General features: G+C 70.3%; 14 protein-coding genes. 5 read left to right on the top strand and 9 right to left on the bottom strand.

Annotation, left to right across the window (positions count from 1 at the left end):
• Nucleotides 1-2,512 precede the first annotated feature (2,512 nt).
• Genes ACFO0C_RS33635 through ACFO0C_RS33610 form a run of 6 tightly spaced genes read right to left on the bottom strand, consistent with a single transcriptional unit; the run spans nt 2,513 to nt 8,967 of the window.
• The gene (locus ACFO0C_RS33635) at nt 2,513-3,676 is read right to left on the bottom strand and encodes an aminotransferase class V-fold PLP-dependent enzyme (protein WP_378070789.1); all 1,164 of its coding nucleotides are present in this window, start codon (nt 3,674-3,676) and stop codon (nt 2,513-2,515) included.
• A gap of 2 nt (nt 3,677-3,678) precedes the next feature.
• A complete protein-coding gene (locus ACFO0C_RS33630; protein WP_378070788.1) occupies nt 3,679-5,013 on the bottom strand; it encodes a pyridoxal-phosphate dependent enzyme in 1,335 nt (444 codons plus the stop codon).
• Complete coding sequence (locus ACFO0C_RS33625) at nt 5,010-6,443, bottom strand: Y4yA family PLP-dependent enzyme (protein ID WP_378070787.1); 1,434 nt, start codon at nt 6,441-6,443, stop codon at nt 5,010-5,012. The genes ACFO0C_RS33630 and ACFO0C_RS33625 overlap by 4 nt, the downstream gene beginning before the upstream one ends.
• A 53-nt stretch (nt 6,444-6,496) precedes the next feature.
• Nucleotides 6,497-7,537, bottom strand: coding sequence for a hypothetical protein (locus tag ACFO0C_RS33620; RefSeq protein WP_378070786.1), 1,041 nt, complete (start codon nt 7,535-7,537; stop codon nt 6,497-6,499).
• A 27-nt stretch (nt 7,538-7,564) separates the two neighbouring features.
• Complete coding sequence (locus ACFO0C_RS33615) at nt 7,565-8,644, bottom strand: calcium:proton antiporter (RefSeq protein WP_378070785.1); 1,080 nt, start codon at nt 8,642-8,644, stop codon at nt 7,565-7,567.
• Entirely contained in the window at nt 8,641-8,967 is a 327-nt protein-coding gene (locus ACFO0C_RS33610) for a SelT/SelW/SelH family protein (RefSeq protein ID WP_378070784.1), read from the bottom strand. The genes ACFO0C_RS33615 and ACFO0C_RS33610 overlap by 4 nt, the downstream gene beginning before the upstream one ends.
• 71 nt (nt 8,968-9,038) lie before the next feature.
• On the opposite strand from ACFO0C_RS33610, the gene ACFO0C_RS33605 reads away from it, so the two are divergent.
• From ACFO0C_RS33605 to ACFO0C_RS33595, 3 genes are read left to right on the top strand one after another with little or no spacing between them, the layout of a single operon-like run.
• The gene (locus tag ACFO0C_RS33605) at nt 9,039-9,863 is read left to right on the top strand and encodes an SGNH/GDSL hydrolase family protein (RefSeq protein WP_378070783.1); all 825 of its coding nucleotides are present in this window, start codon (nt 9,039-9,041) and stop codon (nt 9,861-9,863) included.
• Between the two features lie 47 nt (nt 9,864-9,910).
• Nucleotides 9,911-10,723, top strand: coding sequence for a hypothetical protein (locus ACFO0C_RS33600; RefSeq protein WP_378070790.1), 813 nt, complete (start codon nt 9,911-9,913; stop codon nt 10,721-10,723).
• Nucleotides 10,720-12,165, top strand: a complete 1,446-nt coding sequence (locus tag ACFO0C_RS33595) for a hypothetical protein (protein ID WP_378070782.1) — start codon at nt 10,720-10,722, stop codon at nt 12,163-12,165. The genes ACFO0C_RS33600 and ACFO0C_RS33595 overlap by 4 nt, the downstream gene beginning before the upstream one ends.
• 49 nt (nt 12,166-12,214) lie before the next feature.
• On the opposite strand, the gene ACFO0C_RS33590 is transcribed toward ACFO0C_RS33595, so the two are convergent.
• Both ACFO0C_RS33590 and ACFO0C_RS33585 read right to left on the bottom strand, forming a co-directional pair.
• Nucleotides 12,215-13,342, bottom strand: coding sequence for a glycosyltransferase (locus tag ACFO0C_RS33590; protein WP_378070781.1), 1,128 nt, complete (start codon nt 13,340-13,342; stop codon nt 12,215-12,217).
• Between the two features lie 46 nt (nt 13,343-13,388).
• Nucleotides 13,389-14,396, bottom strand: a complete 1,008-nt coding sequence (locus tag ACFO0C_RS33585) for a glycosyltransferase family 2 protein (protein WP_378070780.1) — start codon at nt 14,394-14,396, stop codon at nt 13,389-13,391.
• A gap of 382 nt (nt 14,397-14,778) precedes the next feature.
• On the opposite strand from ACFO0C_RS33585, the gene ACFO0C_RS33580 reads away from it, so the two are divergent.
• Together ACFO0C_RS33580 and ACFO0C_RS33575 are read left to right on the top strand one after the other, a co-directional pair.
• A complete protein-coding gene (locus tag ACFO0C_RS33580) occupies nt 14,779-17,283 on the top strand; it encodes an HAD-IC family P-type ATPase (RefSeq protein ID WP_378070779.1) in 2,505 nt (834 codons plus the stop codon).
• 43 nt (nt 17,284-17,326) lie between these two features.
• Complete coding sequence (locus ACFO0C_RS33575; RefSeq protein WP_378070778.1) at nt 17,327-18,649, top strand: DUF4832 domain-containing protein; 1,323 nt, start codon at nt 17,327-17,329, stop codon at nt 18,647-18,649.
• 58 nt (nt 18,650-18,707) lie between these two features.
• Here the strand turns inward: ACFO0C_RS33575 and ACFO0C_RS33570 are convergent.
• Nucleotides 18,708-20,278, bottom strand: a 1,571-nt coding sequence (locus tag ACFO0C_RS33570) for a CotH kinase family protein (protein ID WP_378070777.1), incomplete at its 5' end; no start/stop codon positions are given.

Here is a 20,278-nt window from a genome sequence, read left to right as displayed (position 1 = left end):
TCCCGCTTCCCGCTTCCCGCTTCCCGCTTCCCGCTTCCCGCTTCCCGCTTCCCGCCGATGAGTGTCCCCACCCGCGCGGGAACGATCCAGCCTTTCCCGAAGATTCATGATCGATTTATTGTGCCACCATTTGGGCAGCCTCCCGGGAACGGAAATTGGCATGATCCACTGCTGACAATTCGGCGCCGGAGTGGGGGAAGATTTATGCATGAGACAAGGGTCGCTGTTCAGCCGCTCGGAAACCGCTGCGATGCGCGACCGAACCGCGTCTCGCAATTACTCCGCAGAGCGCGAGGAATTCCGCCGTGAGCACGAGCGCCATCGCGCTTGGGGCTTGAGGCGTCGCCATGCCGAAAAACTCCGACGCATTCGAGGAGACGGAGGACCAGGGGCGCCCGCCCGAGTGCTCCCGGCTGCCACGTCAGCGCCAGTTACACCACCCATAGCCACGCCTTCAGCGCAAGCCGACATCGCCAATCTTCCCGTTCAGCCGGAGCAAGCGACCGTCGCGTCCCCGACGAGCGTGATCACGATGCCGACAGGCGCCCCAGTAGCGCCACCGGCCCCTCCGCCTCGCGAAGACCTGCCGCCACGATCCACGCCGAGGCGTCCGCTGCCAAACCCGCAGAAAGGGGACTTCCGGGCCGCGAACCCGAACGATCCAACGACCTCCACTGCTGTGTCAAGATCATGCGGTCCGGCCTTGACCTCGATCGCAAACCCAACGTTGGCAAGCGGTCCAGCCTGGACCTCTCTCGCGGCTCCAACGGCGGCGAGCGGTCCGGGCTCTAGCCCGATCGCAACCTCAACGGCGGCGAGCGGTCCGGGCTCTAGCCCGATCGCAACCTCAACGGCGGCGAGCGGTCCAGGCTCTAGCCCGATCGCAACCTCAACGGCGGCGGGTCCGGTGTTGGCCTCGATCCCAGGTTCGATGGCGACGGGGGTTCTGGTGTTCGCGACGGCCCCGATCTCAAGCGCGCTTCCAGCGCCGTTGCGACGTCGATTTCGGTTGTGGCATCGGCATCGTGGTCGACTCCGGCCGTTATCCCAGCCTTGTGCACGATCGTTACCTCGGCCTCAGGCTGGGATGCGAGTTCCGGCTTGGTCTGGGTTCCTGCCCGATCCTCAGCTGCTCGGTGCCAGCCTGGGCTCGATCCTCAACTGCTCTCGCTGCCAGCCTGGGCTCGATCCTCAGCTGCCTCGTTGCCAGCCTGGGCTCGATCCTCAACTGCCCTCGGTGCCAGCCTGGGCTCGATCCTCAACTGCCCTCGGTGCCAGCCTGGGCTCTGGTACCTGGTCGCAGCATCGACATGGTGTTGGCGCCCTGGCCGCAAGCCGGCACACGCATCCGGATTCCGGCCGTGGTTGGCTCTGTTCTCCGGTCAGCCGGCCTGGGCGGCAGGGCGGTTCTGGGCATCGGATTTGCTTCGTACCGCCGGAGTTGTCCCGGCGGCGGCCGATGCCGCTGCGGGTGCCAGGCTTCGATTGCGGGGTCTCGAGGTCCTCGCCGCGGGGCTACCCCGGCCAAGATTCCCGCGCCAGGAGTCCCGCCGCCAAGATTCCCGCCGCGGCAATCGCCTCCAGGCCTCCCCTTTGCTCCGGCAATCCGACCAGACCACTCACCGACCGGCACGTGGTGGGTGTCGAGGGCCCACGACAGGCGAGGATTCCCGCTACAGCGATCCCACCGCCTTTCTCGCCGCGACCGGTCAGGACTCCCGCCCTGGTCGTCCGACAGGACTCTCGCCGCGCTGCGTCGGCCAAGAGTTTCACCGGGCCAATCCGGCCGAGGTTCTCGCCGTCACGACCCGGCCGAGGTACTCGCCACGCCCATCTCGACCGCGGTGCTCGCCGTGCCCGACTCAGCCGAGGTTCTCGCCGTCACGACCCCGCCGAGGTACTCGCCACGCCCATCTCGACCGCGGTGCTCGCCGTGCCCGACTCAGCCGAGGTTCTCGCCGTCACGACCCGGCCGAGGTTCTCGCCACGGCGATCGCGATCGTAGTGCTCGCTCGGACCGTATCTGCCTTGCTATTTCGCGCCGCGCGGCCGCGCTCGACGCCGCCAGCAGCAGGAAAGGCGATGGCGGTGGGGGTTGCTGCGGCTGGTTCAGCGGTGTGCCTTTCGGGCGGTGCGCCTTTCGGGCGGTGCGCCTTTCGGGCGGTGCGCCTTTCGATGGGTGACGGTTGATGCTGCTCCGGCGGGTGACGGTCGATGCTGCTCCGGCGGGTGACAGATGCTGCTGTTTCGGTGGGGTGGCTGGTGGTGTTGGCCAAACGGCGGCTGCCTGCGCTTTGGTTTCTGCTGATTGGTTGCGACGGATCTGACAGTCCGCACCGGGGGCGGATTCTATTGGCCGGTTCATTGCAGGTTGGGATTTGATTCTGAACTGTGGTCGCCGCCCGAATCTGGGATCTCCTGAATGAAGAGATAACAGCATTCTGGGTGATTGTTCGAGCAGTGATTCCGTAAGGGTGGCACGTTCATTGAAGGAATCAGGATCGGAAGGGGGTCAGTGGTCCAGTGCGGCCAATGTTGTCAGTAGGTGGTCTATCTCTGCGGGGGTGTTGTAGACGTGCACCGAGGCCCGCACCGAAGCCGTCTTCTCGCCCTGGGGGGCCTGGCAATGGGCGTCTGCTCTCAGCAACAATCCCTCGGCTGCCAGAATGAAACCCAGATCGTTCGAGGCTATTTCTTGATGGCGAAATGCCACTATTCCGTGACGCTGCTGGGTCAGCGTGTCGGCTGTCAGGCTCCGCTGGCAACCCAGGACCTCGTAGGCCGGCATCTTCGACAAGCCCTCGGTCAGGCGGAGGGTCAGGGCCTGGTTCCAGCGGGCTATCCGGTTCATGTCGGCCTCGTCGAGCCAGTCCATGGCGGCGGCCAGGCTGATGATGCCGCTGGTGTTGGGGGTTCCGACCCAGCCTGCGGGGTGGTAGGCGGGGCCTCTGGCATTGCGGGACCAGACGGCTCCGGTTCCGGGCAGGGCCATCGCCTTGTGGCCGGAGAAGACCACGAAATCGACGTCCAGGGCGGACAGGTCGATCGGGATGTGGCCGAAACTCTGGGCGGCGTCCAGGCAGATCGGTATGTCGGGGGCCAGGGCCCGGAGGCGGTGGACGTTCATGTCGCCGCCGTAGACGTGATGCACGTGCGTGGTGGCGATCAGTCTGGTTCGCGGGCCCACCGTCAGGCGCCGGTGGTCGTAGTCGTGGGCGGTGTCGTACGGGATGGGCCGCACCGTGACGCCGGCCAGGGCCGCGGCCTCCGTCCAGGGCAGCGTGTTGGCGTTGTGGTCGGCGAACGGGACCAGGATCTCGTCGCCGGGGCGCAACTGTGGGAGCAGCCAGTCCCTCGCCACGGCGCGCAGGCCCTCGGTGGCGCCGCTGACGAACTGGACGGTGGAGCGTTCCGGGTCGGGGTCGTGCAGGAAGCGGCGCAGGCGGTCGCGGGCCTGTTCGATGCGGGCGGTGGTGCGGTTGGCCCAGGGGTAGGTGCCTCGGGCGGCGTTGGCGTTCGCCGTGGTCAGGTAGGTCAGCACGGCGTCCAGGACCGGGTGCGGTTTCTGGGTGGTGGCGGCCGAGTCCAGGTAGGCGACATCCGGGTTCCCGGTGATCATCGGGAATTGGGCGCGCAGGTCGTGATGCCAGTCGGCCAGTTCGTCGAGGACGGTCACGGTCAGTCCCGGACCAGGTCGAGGCCGGCGTCGCGCCAGGCGATGATGCCGCCGGCCAGGGAGCGGGTGTCGGGATGGCCCATCCGGGTGAGCAGGGCGGCGTAGGCGGCGGACCTCTCGCCGACGGGGCAGACCAGCAGGACCGGGCGGCGGCGGCTGAACGGGAGACCGGCGTGCAGCATGTCGGCGAACAGTTCGTCGGCGATGTTGATCGAGCCGTCGATGTGGAGGGCCTGGTAGGCGTAGGGGCTGCGCAGATCGACCACGAGCGCATTCCGGATAAATCCGGAAACGTCGGAGACGGCGATCGATGGCGCGCCGGAAATGTCCGACTCGGCCAACGTGGCGATCGAGTGCTGTCGCGGCGGGCGGCCGAACAGGGCGGGACGGCGCTCCCGCAGATAGCCGAGGTAGCTCTCCACCCGGTCGCACACGATGAAGACCGCTACGCGACGAGCGGGAGGCGACGACGCCTCCGGGACAGGTGGGGGCTCGTCGACCGTACGCAGGAAATTGATTGAACCTTGCAACGCTCCGCCTCCGGTGGGCCCGGCAAGGATGCCGCACCGGCGGACCAGGGTGAGTGTGCCGTCGATGGCCTCGTCCGCGCTGACCTGGGCGATGGTGTCGTAGACACCGGGTTCGAAGAGGCCGACCTCGTGCACCTCGTCGATGGTGCGGATGCCGGGGATGAAATCGCTCTTGGCGGCGACCAGGCCCACGACGTGCGTGGCGGGGTTGTGCTGGCGCAGCGCCCGGGCGACGCCGGTGGAGGATCCGGCGGTGCCGACGCACGCGATGAACCAGTCGGGGGCGCCGTCGAGGTCCTTGACGATCTCCGCGCCGGTGCCGCTCGTGTGGGCCTCCACGTTGAGCGGATTGAAGTACTGGTCGGTGTGGACGTAACCGCCGCCGGACCCGGCGAGCCGCTGGTGCATGCGGGTGAGCGGGTCGTCGGTGTCGTTCGGGTCGAGGCACTCGGAGCGGCCGGGCAGCTCGTCGATCTCGGCGCCGAGCAGCAGCAGGAGATCCTTGATCTCGGGGACCCGCATGCGGTTGGTGACGCTCTTGAACGGCAGCCCGTGCATCCCGGCGATCAGCGCGAGGGCCTTCGCCGTGTTGCCGCTGGACAGCTCGACGACGGTGTCGCCCCGGTCGGCCGCACCCGGCAGCAGGGGGCGGACCATGTTCCACGCGGCACGGTCCTTGACCGAGCCGAACGGATTGAGCAGTTCCAGCTTCGCGTACAGATCGATGTGGCGCAGGCCGTGCACGGCCGGATCGATGCGGACCAGCGGAGTGTTGCCGATGGCCTCGGTGATGTCGTCATACCTCATGGCGGCTCCGGGGGCGGGTGGATCGGCCAGTACTGTTCGTCGAGGCTCCAGTGCCACGACCCGCCCGCACGGAAGACGGCAACCTTCCGGGCGAGCGGCTGGTGCAGCGCGGTGTTCGCGGTGAGGTCCATGAAGTAGCCGGCGGCGTTGACGAAGGCCAGCAGGTCGCCGACCTGCGGCCGGGCCGGGAGGAAGACCTTGCGCCGGGTGATCAGGTCCGATTCGAGGCACAGGTTGCCGAGGAGATAGACACCCGCCGGCTCGTGCGGGGTCCTTCCGATCAAAACCGGATCCATGAGTACGCCGTGCTCCTCCAGCGACACGTCGCGCGCGTTCATCGCCAGCCGGACGAGCACGTCACCACCGTCGTCGCGGACCTCCACGACCCGGGCCACGACGAGGCCGCACTGGTCGAGCAGGGCCCGGCCGGGCTCGACGTCGAGGTCGTACATGTGGTCCAGGAGCATCGTGCCGAGCGGGCGTCGGCGCTCCGGGGCGTCGGCGCCGAGCAACCGGTCGAGGTAGGCGGCGCCGGACACCTCCCGGTAGGCCGGGTAGAGGGCGAGGCTGCCGCGCAGGATGCCGGACTCGGCGCGCAGGCCGTAGCCGTACCCGTTCCAGGTCAGCGGCGGCCGGTTGCCGAGGACCGCCTGGGCCAGCTCGGACGTGTACCGCTCCCACTCGCCCTCGTCGGCCAGATAGCCGATGCCGAAACCGCCGCCGGCGTCGAGCGTCCACGGCCGCAGGCCCAGGGACCGGCAGTGCTCCAGGGCGGCCAGGCAGCCCTCCAGAGCGACCGCCTTCTCCGCGACGGCCACCGTGTCCAGGTGGTAGGCGACGCCGGTCAGCTCCAGCTGCTGCTCGCGTTTGCGCACGACGTCGAGGGCACTGTCGAGGGTGGCGGCCGGGACGCCGAAACGGCTGCGGCGGCTCATCACCCGCACACCGGTGGTCTCGAAACCGGAGAGCCGGACCATCACCCGGACCCGTGGCAGCCGGTGCGCCGTGACCAGCGCGGCCAGCTCCTCCAGCTCGGCGGCCGAGTCGGCGTTGACGGTGACGCCGGTTCGCGCGGCCAGCCACAGGTAGGCGTGGTCCTTCGGCCCGGTCGCCATGATCCGGCCGGGGGTGAAGCCGGCGCCGAGAGCGTGCTGCAGCTCGCCGAGGGAGGCCACGTCGACGCCGGCCTCGGTGGCGGCCAGCTCGCGCAGCAGCGCCGACGATCGGTTGGCCTTGTGCGCGAAATGGATGCGGCCGCTCAGGTGGTGGCGCCGGTAGACCTCGCGGAAGGCGGCGACATTGGCGTGCACCGCTTGCGGCAGGACCACACCGACCGGTGAGCCCAGCCCATCCACCAGCTGTCTCAGCAGCTCACCCTGATCGAGAACGGCCTGTGTGAGCGGCCCGGTCCTCGGGGTCAGGAAGAGCACCCACCCAACGTATCCACGAAAGCCACTCTCCGCAAAGGCGCGGCCACCGTGCGTCAGATGGTCCGCAGGTCCAGGGTGTGCCAGACGGCCGCCTCACGCGTGCCGGTCGACCACCAGAGCACGCCGTCCTTGGTGGCTGCCAGATCGGCGGCGGCGGAGAGCGTCACGGTCCGGCCGGTGGTCAGGTCGTGGACGACGAGCCCGGCCGTGCCGGTGAGATCGAAGTCGGGCCCCGGCTCGGAGAGGATCTCGAACCGGCCGAGCACCGCCACGTCGCTCACCGCGGCCTGCGTGTCCGGCCCGGCGACCCGCCGGCGGTCCGAGCCGTCCGGGCGCATCACGTCGATCCGGACCAGACCCGCCTCACCCATCACCATCACCCGGCACCAGGCGGGGGCGCACATGCCCCACTCCGCGCCGGAGAACGGCACCACCACCTCGCGGCCCGACGTCAGCTCCCGCAGCCGGACCTGGCCGGACTGCGCGCCGGTGTCGTCGGTCAGCCACGGCCACGCCGACAGCGACCAGCGACCGGCCTCCTCGCGCACGTCCACGTCGCCGCCGGTCAGCGCCACCGACCGGATCTGGGTGCTGTCGTCGCCCTCGCCGGCCACCCAGTGCACCCGCCCGTCGGCCACCACCAGGTCGTGCTGGTTGCCGTAGAACAGGGTGTTGCCGGTGTCGGCGGTGACCAGCCGGGCGTCGCCGCCGTCACGCCGGACCGCCCAGATCTCCACCGGGCGGGAACCCGACGACTCCGCCCAGATCAGCTCGTCACCGGAGACGGTCATCGCCTCGAACCGCGGATCGTCGGCGGCCGGCAGACGGCGCAGCTCACGGGCGATGCCGTCGCGCTCCACGAGCAGCCGCACGAAATCGCCGTCGGTCACCTGACCGACGGCTGTCGTCGCGTCCAGGAACAGCAGCGGCTCGACGGTCAGGTCACGCAGGTCGGCGCGGGCCGCCCCCGGCCACTCCCGCTCGGCGGTGGGCCGGCCCACCGGCTCGACCGGCTTCTCGGGGACGCCACCGGCGAGCAGAGCGCCGGCCGCGAGCAGGGCCACGCCCAGGGTGATGGTCCGGGGCTTGTTCATCGGGTGCAATCTACCGACCGCGGTGGATCAGGGGCTCGCCGCCAGGAACAGGAACACCGCAAGGAGGGACAGGTGCAGCCCGCCCTGGAGGATGTTGGCGCGGCCCGGCACCACGGTCAGGGTGCCCACCCCCACGGTCAGCGCCAGCAGGACCATCTCGGTGCCGCCGAGGCCCAGCAGCAACGGGCCGTCCAGCCAGATCATCGCCGTCGCGATCGCCGGGATGGTCAGGCCGATGCTGGCCATCGCCGAACCGAGCGCCAGGTTGAGGCTGGTCTGGATGCGGTCGCGGGCCGCGGCGCGGACCGCGGCGATCGTCTCCGGCAGCAGCACCAGCAGCGCGATCACCACACCGACCACCGACTGCGGCAGGCCGGCGGAGGCGACCACCGACTCGATCGTCGGCGAGACGCCCTTGGCCAGCCCCACCACCGCGATCAGGGCCACCAGCAGCAGGCCCAGGCTCCGGAGCGCGGCCCGGCCGGACGGCGGGTCCTCGTGCTCCTCCACGTCGATGACCTCGCCGGCGGTGGTGATCGGCATGAAGTCGCCGCGGTGCCGCCGGGTCTGCACGGCGACGAAGAGCAGGTAGAGGCCGAGCGACACCACCGCGGCGAAGGCCAGCTGGGCCGGGGTGAACTGCGGGCCCGGGCTGCTCGTCGTGAACGTCGGCAGCACCAGGCTCAACGTGGCGATCGCGGTCACCGTCGCGAACGCGGAGCCCGTGCCCTCCGGGTTGAACACCGCGATCCGCCGGCGCAGCGCCCCGACCAGCAGCGAGATGCCGAGGATGCCGTTACAGGTGATCATCACGGCGGCGAAGACGGTGTCCCGGGCCAGGGACTGCGCCTTCTCGCCGCCGCTCACCATCAGCGTGACGATCAGCGCCACCTCGATGATCGTCACCGCGACGGCCAGGATCAGCGAGCCGTACGGCTCCCCGACCCGGTGCGCCACCACCTCCGCGTGGTGCACCGCGGCCAGCACGGCCCCGGCCAGCAGCAGGGACACGAGCGCCACGACGTACGACGGCAGGTCGCGGCCGAAGGTCAGGACCAGAGCGATCAGAGCGATTACGGGTACGTACAGCGTCCAGCGGGATGTCACCCGTCCGACTCTGCCCTACTCCCGGTCGGCTCGCCGGACTTGTGACCATCACTGTGTCCCAGCGTTCGCCCGGGGGCGACCCGGTCCCGGACGAGCCGCTTGAGATGTGCCAGCTCGGGGAAGCCGCCCTCGGCCTTGCGCGACCACAGGGTCTCGTCGCCGAGGCGCACCTCGAAGACACCGCCGACACCCGGGACCAGCGCCACCTCGCCCAGGTCGGTGGTGAAGGTGGTGAGTAGCTCCTGCGCCGTCCAGGCGGCGCGCATCAGCCAGCGGCACTGCGTGCAGTACTCGATCTCCAGGCGGGGCTGCCGAATCGTCACAGGTCAGCAGTATGCCGGAACGCGGCCGTCATGCATTATTCACGGGATCTATCTTTCGTTAAGGAGTTGCCTTGAAGCGACGCTGGATCTCGGTCGCGACCACCGCGGTGGCGCTGGCCGCCCTCACGGCCTGCAGTGACGGCATGGAGGAAGCCGCCACGAAAGCCGTGGACGCCCGCGACTTCGTGGCGCTCGGTGACTCGTACGCGGCCGGCCTGGGCGCCGGGAACTACGGGGAGAGCACGACCTGCGTGCAGAGCAAGGACGGCGGCTACCCGCACCTGTGGGCAGCCCTGCGCACCGTCGCCTCGTTCGGCACCGTCACCGACGCCACCTGCGCCGGCGCGAAGATCAACGACGTGCGGTTCGAGCAGCTCACCGCGCTGAGCGAGAACACCGGCTGGGTGACCCTGACGGTCGGCGGTAACGACGCCGGATGGACCAAGTCGCTACAGACGTGCCTGCTCGGCACCGACGCGACCTGCACGGACTCGGTGGAGACCGCGGTCACCACGGTCGAGGCGAACCTTCCGGCCGAGCTGGACGCGCTCTACAAGATGATCCGCGACCGTGCGCCGAACGCGAAGGTGTACGTCCTCGGATACCCGCACCTGGTCGCCGCTCCCGGCGCCGCCGGGGTGTCGTGCGACGCCCTCGGTGACGCCCGCCGCAAGGCGCTCAACGACGGTGCCGACGCCCTCGACGAGGTGATCCAGGGCCGGGTCACCGCGGCCGGCTTCACCTTCGTCGACGTGCGCAAGGCGTTCGAAGGCCACGAGGCGTGCACCAAGGAGCCGTGGATCCACGGGCTGCGTGACAACCTGTCCGAGTCGTACCACCCGACACCGGAGGGCCACAAGGCGTACGCCGACGCCCTGTTCGCCGTCACCGGCTGATCGTCTGAAGTTTGCGTGGTGTACGCCTTCAGGCGCTGGGATGGGGCGTGCACCACGCCAACCACTACTACGGGCATTCCTTCGTGCTGGCCCGCTACTGCGGGTTCGAGGCCGATCCGCCCCGGATCCACGGCTATCTGCAGCACGGCTGGAACATCGGCGACGGCCTCGCCCCCGACCACGAGTTCGTCCCGGGCATCCCGACGTTCGTCTGGAGTGAACGGACCCGGCGCCGGGCCTGGTCGATGGGGCGTCGGCAGGTGCACGTGGTCGGGGCGCCGTGGGCGTACCTGATCGCCATGGAACCCGTGCCGTCCACGGAGCGTGAAGGAACCATCTGGTACCCCTTCCACGGCTGGGAGGGCCAGCACGTCCAAGGCGACCACGACCGCCTGATCGCCGAGATCCGCGACACCGAGACCGGGCCGGTCACCGTCTGCCTCTACTGGCAGGAGTACCGCACCGCCCGGGTCCGCCGCCGCTACGAGCAGGCCGGATTCCGGGTGATCTGCCACGGCTACCGGGGTGGCTGGTGGAAGGACCTCGACCCCGGATTCCTCGCCCGGCAACTCGCCGAACAGCGCAGACACCGGCGGGTCGCGTCGAACCGGCTGTGCAGCGCCGTCTTCTACGGCATCCTGGCCGGCTGCGAACCGGCTGTCTACGGCGACCCGATGCAGCTGGCCGGAGAACAGGACCTCTTCGGCGGCCGCGGCCGCATCCGCCGGCAGTGGGCCGAACTGCACGGGCCGCGGATCGACACGGCCACCGCGCACGCCATCGCCGTCGACGAACTCGGCGCCGACCGGACCCTGACCCCTGCCGAACTCCGGCACCTCTTCCACTGGACGACGGCATGACACCGCTCCTGCTCGGCGGCGAGATGCCGCACTGGACCGACCACTCCCCCGCCCGCGGTGCGCTCCTGCGGGAACTCGCCGGCACCGCACACGGGCACGTGCTCGTCGTCGGGCCGCACGACCCGGACCTCGTCGACGCCATCCCGGCCCGGCAGGTGACCGTCCTGGTCCGTGGGGTACCCGACGCCGACGCGCTCGCCGCCCGCTGGGCCGATCGGCCCGGAGTGCGGGTCTGCTGCGGAAGCCTGGAGAAGCTGGCGGCCGTTCCGGCGTACGACACGGTCGTCGCGTTCGACGGGCTGGACCGGACCGGCTCCACCGAGACCGCCGACCTGCCGTGGTCGGCCGGCGTCGCCCAGCTGCTCGCCGTCCTGCGGCCCGGCGGACGGCTGCTGCTGTCCCTGGCCAACCCGGTCGGGCTGCACCGCCTCCACGCCGGCGCCACCGAACCCGGTGACGCCGAATGGTCGGCGTTCCCGGCCGCCGACCCGACCCGGCCCGCCGGTCTCGGACCGTTACGCGACCACCTGCGGTCGGCCGGGCTCGACGTGCTGCGGGACTGGTCGGCGTACCCGTCCCCGCAATCACCGACCGTGCTGCTCAATGAGGACGCCCTCACCGACGGTCACCTGCACGGGTTTTTGACGTCGGCGCTGCGCCGGGCCGGACTTCCCGACGGGCCACTGCTCGCCGACCCGCGGGCCCTCACCGCCGACCTGCTCCGCAGCGGACTGGCAGCGGCGCTCGCCCCGGCGTGGATCATCGCGGCTGCCTACCCCGGCCACCATCCGTCACCGCTGCCCGACGGCTTGCTCGCCGACGGCCACCTGGTGCGGACCGCTGCCGGCTGGACCCTCGGCGGCTCCGGCCCGGTGCCGTCCGGGGACTGCCTGCACGACGCGCTGCTGACCGCCGCCCGCGCCGGTGACCAGCCCGAATTCCGCTCCCTGCTGGCCGCCTGGCAGTCCGGCCCGCACGCCGCCCTCCCGGCCGACGCCCTCCTCCTCACCAACGGCACCCTGACCCCGGCCGGCGTCTCGCTTTCAGCGGCCGGCGCCGGTTCGCAAGCCCTTCAGCAGTTCGCCGCCGCCCTGCACGACGAAGGGCCGGCCCACCTGTGGCCTGCCGACGGCACCGCCTCATTCCTCGCGGCCATGTCCGATGTAACCGACGTCTCGCCTCCGGCGGCGCGGACGACCCCGTCGACATTGCGGGAGCTCACCGCGGCCCACGACCGTCTCGCACAGCAGCTCGCCGAGGCACATTCCCAATTGGCCTGGTACGAGCGGAGGACCGCGACCCTCCAATCCGACCTGTCCCGGGCTCACCGGATCATCACCGTCCTGAAGGCCACGTCAGGCGGCCGTGCGGCAACCGCCGTCCTGGGCGGCGTCCGCCGAGGAAAGCGGCTGGCCAGCGCAGCCCTGAGCCGCCTCCGCTGACTGCCGTCTCACCACAAGGTGGACGGTCCGGCAGCGTGGTGGCGCCGGGTCACCGGCGGGAGCTCCGGGCGGAGAAGGCGTGCGATCCGGCGGTGGCCTCGTCGTAGAGGGACTCGAGGCGCTGGGCCTGGGTCCGGAGGTCGAAGTGGGTCTGTACGTGTTCGCGGGCCTGGGTTCCCAGGCGGCGGCGCAGGTCGGCGTCTCCCAGCAGGCGGGACATCGAGGCGGCCAGGGCCGTCGGGTCCGCCTCGTCGGTCAGGAGGCCGGTTCGGTTGTCCAGCACCGCTTCGGGGATGCCGCTGTGACGGGTGGCGATCACCGGGAGGCCCAGGGCCGCGGCCTCCAGGACGGTGGTGGGCAGGCCCTCGGTGTCGCCGTCGGGGGCGGTCTTCGACGGGGCGGCCAGCATCCGGGATTCGGCCAGGTGGCGCTGGACCGAGTCGGGGGGCTGACCGCCGACGAAGGTGGCGTCGACGCCGAGCTGTTCGGCCAGGACCCGCATCTCGGGCAGGAGTGGGCCGTCACCGATCAGCAGGGCCCGTGGGCGTGGGGTGGTCAGCCGGGACAGGGCGGTGAGCAGGTCGTCGACGCCCTTCTTGGCCACGAAACGGCCCACGAACGCTACGTCCCAGCGTTTCGGGACCATCGGGACGGCCGGCGGTACGGTCACGCCGGTGTAGTGGACGCGGATCTTCGCGGGGTCGGCGCCGCATGCTTCGGCACGGTCGCGGATGACCTCGGAGACGGCGATGACCAGGGCAGCCCTGGCGAAGACGGCACGGAGGTTGCGACGGTAGCGGAGTCCGTGCAGGCCGGAGCTCTGCGGCTGGCGGGTCACGTCGTGGCCGTGCACGGTGACGATCAGCGGGATGCCCAGGTGTCCCGCGGTACGGCTCACCAGCCAGCCGTCGCCGCCGAAGTGGGCGTGGACGAGGTCCGGGCGTACCCGGGAGAGAACCGCTCTGAGCCGTGGTGACGTGCCGCCGAGCCGCAGGCCCAGGAACTCGCGGCGGCCCGCGGGGCCGTCCGGGAAGACGATGACGTCGTCGGGCCGGGACAGGGCCGAGTCGATGCGGGTGGCGCCCACATAGGCCGGGTTCCAGCGGGTCAGCGAATCACCCTGCGCACGGATGAACGTCTCCGAGCCGAGCAGCATCGCGCTCCGCCAGATCGCCACCCGCCGCTCCCCCGCCGCGGAGGAAGCAAGGGAAGGCGGGGTGCGGTCAGGCGACATCGACCGGCGCTGTGGTGGGACCGGCCGACTCCACCGAAGCCGAAGCGGAAGCGGAAGCGGAAGCGGAACGGCGACCGACGACCAGGTCACGGAGGCGCGCCCGCAACGTCGGCGGCAGGGCCCAGATCTGCAGGTGGGTGAGGTAGTCGAGGGCTCCGGGCCGGCCGTGGCGGCGGGCTTCGGTGAGCAGTTCGCGGAAGTGGCGGCCCTCGCGGCCGGGGGCGGCCATCGAGCTGATCACGCTGAGGGTGAAGGCGGCGTACGCCCGGGGCGTGAACAGATGCCGGTTGTCGCGCAGCCAGGCGAGCTGTTCGTCGTACGGGTTCTGGTGGCTGATGCGTTCCCGGTCCTCGTCCTGGTGCCAGAGCACGAGCGGCTCCTCGGCGTACACCAGCTCGACGCCCTCCTCGCGGATGGCCCGCAGCGCCCAGTCGAGTTCCTGCTGGCGGCGCAGGCCGACGGTGAACGGTACCCGGCGCAGCAGCTCGGTGGGGGCCATGATCGTGGACGTCTGGATGAATCCGTCGCCGTAGAAGAGGCCACGCCGGACGGTGAAGTATTCGCTGAGCGGTTCACCGTCGGCGGGCAGCCGGCGGGGCATGACCGAGTCGGCGCGGGGCGTCCGGTTGATCAGCCGGGTGGCGACGATCGGTGACGCGGCGACGGAGCCGGCGGCGAGCTTCAGCTGCGTCTCGATCTTGTGGGGCAGCCATTCGTCGTCGTCGTCGAGCAGGGCCACGAAACGGCCGCGGGCCTCGGAGGCGCCGACGTTGCGGGCGTGGGGGGCGCGGCCGCGCTCGGGCAGGACGATCACGCGGAGCCGGTCGTCGCCGACAGCGGCCAGTGCGGTGGTGGTGTCCTGGTCGGGACCGTCGACCACGACGATCACCTCGAGGTCGCGGTGCGTCTGGGCGAGCGCGCTGTGCACGGCGCGGACGGCGAGGTCCGGGCGGTTGCACGTGGGGATGACGACGCTGACGTCCGGGTGTGCGGGCATGTCGACTCGCTTACGCAGGGGCGCCACCAGGGGCGGGCACGGCCGGGCGTGATCGAGTCGAAGCTATGGGCGGCGGGCGGCGGCAGAGTTAATGCCGAACGCCGGTACGGCGAGCAGAAGAGTGCCGGAGAGGGCACGGAAGCCGAACAGTCGGTGTCCTGAACGACTCCGGGGTGAACAGCGGCTGGTCGCCGGTGGTGGCGACCAGCCGCGGGGCGGACCGTCAGTAGCGGAGGCCGTGCCCGAACCGGAACGTCGGGTCGACGGTGTCGAACGGGACGTCGGGCCGGGCGTCGACGTGCGGGAGACGCCCAGCTCGACTTCGACCTGAACATCTTCATCGCGGGGATGGAGCGGCTTTTGGGCGATTAGTCTCGATCTGATGGAACAGGTGATGCTGGCGCCGGCCGAGGGACTCACCGAGGCGGAGGCCGAGGCACGGCTGCGGCGCGGCGAGGCGAACACCTCCGTCCAGGGCGGGTCACGCAGCTACCCGGAGATCCTGCGGACCAACGTCTTCTCGTTCTTCAACCTGATCCTGTTCGTGATCGGCGCCGCGCTGCTGAGCCTGGGCCAGTACAGCGACGCCCTGATCAGCGTCGGACTGGGCCTGATCAACGCGGTGATCAGCGCCGCGCAGGAGATCCGCGCCAAACACAAACTGGACCGGCTGCAACTGCTCGACCGGTCCGGGGTCCTGGTGGTGCGCGACGGCCGCGAGGTCGAGATCACGCCGGACAGGGTGGTACGCGGCGACGTCATCCGGGTCCGGCCGGGCGACCAGATCGTGGTGGACGGGCCCCTGCTCGACGGCGGCCGGCTGGAGGCCGACGAGTCACTGCTGACCGGCGAATCCGACCCGGTCGTCAAACACCCCGGGGACGACCTGCGCTCGGGCAGCCTGTGCGTGGCCGGCGACGGTCACCAGCAGGCACGGGACGTGGGCGTGCACAGCTATGCGGGGCGGCTGACCGCGGAGGCACGGCGGGCCACCACCGACCGTACGCCGTTGCAGCGCAGCATCGAGTTCATCGTGCGGCTGGTCATGGCGCTGACCGCGCTGATGAGCGGCTGCATCCTGGCGCAGGCGGCACTCGAGGGGTTCAGCCTGCTGCGGGTCGTCCAGATCACGGCGGTGCTGTCGGGTCTCGTACCCTATGGCCTGTTTTTTCTCATCGCCCTGGCCTACACCGCCGGTGCCGTCCGGATCGCCCGCAGCGGCGCCCTCGTGCAGCAGGTCAACGCGGTCGAATCGGTCAGCAACGTGGACGTGGTCTGCACCGACAAGACCGGCACCCTGACCACCGGCCAGCTCACGCTGGAGGAGATCGTCCCGCTCGGCGATCACCAGTACAACGAGGCCGCGGAGGCACTCGGCGGCCTGGCGCACAACGCGACCACGGCGAACCTGACGGCCCTGGCGATCGCCGGTTCGCTGGGCGGGCCGGTCTGGGAGGTCCGCGACGAGGTGCCGTTCTCGTCGTCGCTGCGCTGGTCGGGAATGGTCACCGAGAGCGGGACGTGGGTGCTCGGCGCCGCCGACGCGCTGGCCGGGCGGCTGCGGCTCCCGGTGCCGGCCGCCGACGTCGCCGACCGGGCCGGACGCGGCCTGCGGGTACTGCTGCTGGCCCGGGCCGAGGACCCGGAGGCCGGGCTGCGGGACGCGGCGGGACGGCCCGACCTGCCGATGCTCGAACCGGTCGCGCTGGCTGTGCTCGCCGACGAGCTGCGGGAGGACGTCGTCGAGACGGTGGCCCGGTTCCGCGCCGAAGGGGTCGACCTGAAGGTCCTCTCCGGCGACGACCCGCGGACCGTCGCGGCCATCGCCGCCCGCGCCGGGCTCGACGCCACCGACCCGGTACCCGGCGCCGAGCTCGACGGACTCGACGATCCGGCCCTGGACCGGCTGGTCGCGCGGACCGCGGTGTTCGGCCGGGTCGCGCCCGAACACAAGGAACGCATCGTCCGGTCGCTGCGCCGGCAGGGCCGCTACGTCGCGATGATCGGCGACGGCGTGAACGACGCCCGCGCCCTCAAACAGGCCCACGTCGGCGTGGCGATGCGCAGCGGCAGCGCCGTGACCCGCGACGTCGCCGACATCGTGCTGGTCGACGACAACTTCTCGGCATTGCCACCGGCCCAGCACGAGGGTCGCAAGATCATCAACGGCATCGGGATCTCGCTGTACGTCTTTCTGGCGCGCGTGGCCAGCCAGGGCCTGGTCATCCTGGCCGTGACGATGCTGCAGCTGGGGTTCCCGTACTCGCCGACGCAGGTGGGCCTGACCATGTTCACGGTCGGCATCCCGACGGTGTTCCTCACCTTCTGGGCCGGCCGCGGCCGGCCCGACCCGGACATGCTGCGCAACCTGGTCCGGTTCGTGGTGCCGGCCTCGGTGGTGACGGCGACGTTCGGCACCGCCATCTACACGGCGCTGTACAGCATGATCTCGCACGGTTTCCAGCCCGGCCGCACCCACGCGCGGATCATCCACGAGTTCGAGAAGAGCACCGGCCTGACGTACGGGGTGGACGCCGACTTCACCACGGCGTCGGCGACGATCCTCGCGCAGACCGGCCTGTCGACGTTCTTCTGCTTCGCGTCGTTCCTGCTGATCCTGTTCCTGGCCCCCCGCTCACGGGTGTTCGCCGCATGGACCGCCCCGACCGGCGACAAGCGCCCGGCACTGCTGGTCCTGGGCTTGTGCGTGGTCTTCAGCGCCATCCTGTGCGTGCCGGTCCTGTGGAACTACTTCGGCCTGATGGGCCCGTCCCGGCCGGTCTTCTTCGTGGTCCTGCCGGCCCTGATCCTCTGGTACCTGTCCCTGACCGTGGTCTTCCGCCTGCACCTGTTCGACCGCCTGCTCGGCCTCGACCAACCCCACTGATGGTTTTCCTCAGGAGCCGGGGGCTCGGGCCGACTGTCGGCCCATGCGTTCGTTCCTCGGCCGGGCCGGCATCGCGGCCGCCGCCCTCGTCGCGCTTCTTCCCGGAACCGCCCACGCCGCCGTGGCGGTGCCGGCCGTGACCACGTCGCGCCTCTACCCGAAGTCGGACGCGGTGTTCGCCAATCCGGGGCGGGGATTCTTCACGTACACGGAGACCCACCTGTACCCGGACGATTCGGGGTATGTGCCGCTGGACGCCGGAGAGCTGGCCGCGGCACGGGCCGGCGAAGGGCGCAGTCTCGTGTTCCGGATCTTCTACCTGGAGAAGTACCGGAACACGGACACGATCAGCCGGGCCGACATGGAGCTGATCCGGGCCGATTTCACGGCCGCCCGGGCCGCCGGGGTGAAGATGGTGCTGCGGTTCGCGTACACCGCTGACGACGACCTGGACGTCAAGCCGGACCGCGCGGTGAAACACGTCGCGCAGCTCGGGAAGATGATCACCGCGAACGCGGATGTGGTCTCCGCCGTTCAGGCGGGGTTCGTCGGGCGCTGGGGCGAGTGGTACTACACCAGCAACTTCACCCGCACCGACTGGCAGGATCGGCGGCGGGTGCTGGCGGCGCTGCTCGCGGCGACCCCGGCGACCGTGCCGATCCAGGTGCGGACGCCGCAGATCAAACGGCGGCTGGCGCCGTCGGCGACCCGGGTCGGCATCCACGACGACTGTTTCCTGGCCGGGACCGACGACTACGGCACCTACACCGGCGACGACCGGGAGTGGCTGGCCGCGCAGGGTGCGACGACGCTGGTCGGCGGGGAGACGTGTGATCCGTCGGCACGGTCCGGGTGGGCGAACGCGAGCGCCGAGATGGCCGCCTACCACTGGACGTATCTGAACCCGTCGTTCCACGAGGGCGTGCTGAACTCGTGGGGTCAGGCCGGGCGGGACGAGGCGGCACGCAAGCTCGGTTACCGGATCCGGCTGCTCAAGGCGATCATGCCGGTGTCGGCCAAGGTGGGCACCAAGACGTCCGTGCAGCTCATCCTGGTCAACGAGGGGTTCGCCGCACCGGTCCAGAATCGCCCGGTGCGCCTGGTGATGTCCTCCGGCACACGTAACCAGAACGTCGTGCTCCCCACCGACCTCCGGACGTGGACTCCCGGTCAGGCCATCATCCTGAAGGCCGACTTCTACGTGCCGACGACACCGGGCACCTATCCCCTGTCGGTGAACCTGCCCGACCCGGTGGCGAAGCTCGCGACGACACCGGCCTACTCGATCCGGCTCGCCAACGAGGGCGTGTGGGACGAGACGACCGGCCGCAACTCGCTCGGTGTCTCCCTGGTCGTTACCCGGTGAAGGAGACCCGGCCGGCTGTCATGGGGGGCCATGGGCAGCCGGCCGGGAACTCCCCTGGTCACCCGGTGATGAACTCGTGGGTGGCCAGGAACTGGGTGCGCTCGCGGATCAGCGTCGTCAGGCTCTCCGCCTCGGTCGCGACGGCCTGGGTGTCCGCGCCGTCGACCGTGCCGATGACCTTCGTGATCGCGGTGATCGTGTTGAGCGCCGCGGCGTTGCCGTAGATCTCGTTGAACAGTTCCTTGTACGCCTTGCGGTAGTCGTCCTGGTAGGCGGCGCTGGCCAGGAACCGCTCCTTGAGCTTGTGACCGCTCATGAAGCCGCCCCGTCCGCCGCCCCCGCCCTGCGGCATCTGACCACCCTGCGGCATCTGACCACCCTGCGGCATCTCCATGCCCTCCGGCGGCTGGAAGCCCTCCGGGAGCTGGAAGTCGCCGCCGCCCGGGAAACCTCCACCACCGCGCATCCCGCCGCCGCCCATGCTGACCGACTGGGACGGGTCCTGGGTGGCCGAACCGGACAGGGTCAGGTTGTAGTCCCAGCCGATGACCGAGAACTTGCTGGTGTCCAGGTCGTACCAGAGGTAGTAGTTGCGGCCGGGTCCGGCCATGTCGTCGAAGTTGACCAGCAGGTTCTGGGTGGCGACGTAGCGGGCGAACGCCTCGACGTCGACGTGGTCGGCGAGTTTCGCGTCGAACTCGGCGTCACTGGCGCTGTTCACCCACTGGATCAGGTCGATGACCGGCTGGAGGTCCTGACTGCCCTTCTTGTTGATCTGTTTGAAGTCGTCGGCGTACTCCGTCGGGTCGTCGCCCTGGTCGCTGAACTGACTGCTGGCCAGGCTCTTGTAGAGCACCCCCGAGTGCCCGGTGGCGGTGGCGACGGTGTCGGCGAACTCGTCGTCGGGGTGCTCGACCAGCAGGCGGGCGGTGGTGGGGCGGTCGTTGACGGTGAAGCTCGTGTAGGCGTACCGCTGAGTGATCTCACCGGCCGCCGCGAGGACGTTGAGCGAGACCGCCTCGTTGAGCACCGCGGCGCCGCCGCCCATGCCGCCGACGCGCACCGCGATCTCGCGGTGTCCCTGGTAGCGGCGCCCTTCGACGAACTCGTCGAAGCGGATCAGCCAGGGCAGGTTCTCCGGTTCCTCGGCTTTCAGAGAAGCCCGGCCCATGCCTCCGCCCCCTCGGAAACCACCACCCTGCGGGGCTCCTTGCCGGGCACCGCCGAAGCCGCCACGCTGACGGGACTCGCCGTTGCGGGTGACGCTCTGCAATGTCGAGTTGCCCTTGAGCCGGATCCCGACGCTCGGGATGACCGTGCCGTCCAGGGTCAGGTCGGCCTCCAGGTACTCCTTCTCGTAGTCGTTCCAGAACGCGTCGAGAACCCGCTGGTAGTCGTCGTCGTGGAAGGTCAGCTTGACGCTGTGCGCGGTGGTCGCGTCGAACAGGTCGGTGGTGCCGGCCAGGTCGACCGTCACCTTGTCGCCGTCCTCGTCGCTGGTGCTGGTGACCAGCGGCGCGACGCGGACCGTGCTGAACACCACGGCGAACGCGAGTAGCGTCGCCGCGCAGGTAGCGAGCAGTTTCCAGTAGTGCCGGACCCGTACCGGGATCCGGTGGACCAGCCGGC

The organism is Actinoplanes subglobosus (assembly GCF_042650585.1).
In the GTDB taxonomy this organism is placed as follows: domain Bacteria; phylum Actinomycetota; class Actinomycetes; order Mycobacteriales; family Micromonosporaceae; genus Actinoplanes; species Actinoplanes subglobosus.
Note: the sequence above shows the minus strand (reverse complement) of the source record. Positions and strands in the feature narration are given on the sequence as shown.

What these genes read in the sequence shown, in the direction of transcription:
- ACFO0C_RS33630 (WP_378070788.1), bottom strand. Translation starts at nt 5,013, where the DNA reads ATGAGGTATGACGACATCACCGAGGCCATCGGCAACACTCCGCTGGTC.
- ACFO0C_RS33620 (WP_378070786.1), bottom strand. Translation starts at nt 7,537, where the DNA reads ATGAACAAGCCCCGGACCATCACCCTGGGCGTGGCCCTGCTCGCGGCC.
- ACFO0C_RS33595 (WP_378070782.1), top strand. Translation starts at nt 10,720, where the DNA reads ATGACACCGCTCCTGCTCGGCGGCGAGATGCCGCACTGGACCGACCAC.
- ACFO0C_RS33585 (WP_378070780.1), bottom strand. Translation starts at nt 14,396, where the DNA reads ATGCCCGCACACCCGGACGTCAGCGTCGTCATCCCCACGTGCAACCGC.
- ACFO0C_RS33580 (WP_378070779.1), top strand. Translation starts at nt 14,779, where the DNA reads ATGGAACAGGTGATGCTGGCGCCGGCCGAGGGACTCACCGAGGCGGAG.
- ACFO0C_RS33575 (WP_378070778.1), top strand. Translation starts at nt 17,327, where the DNA reads ATGCGTTCGTTCCTCGGCCGGGCCGGCATCGCGGCCGCCGCCCTCGTC.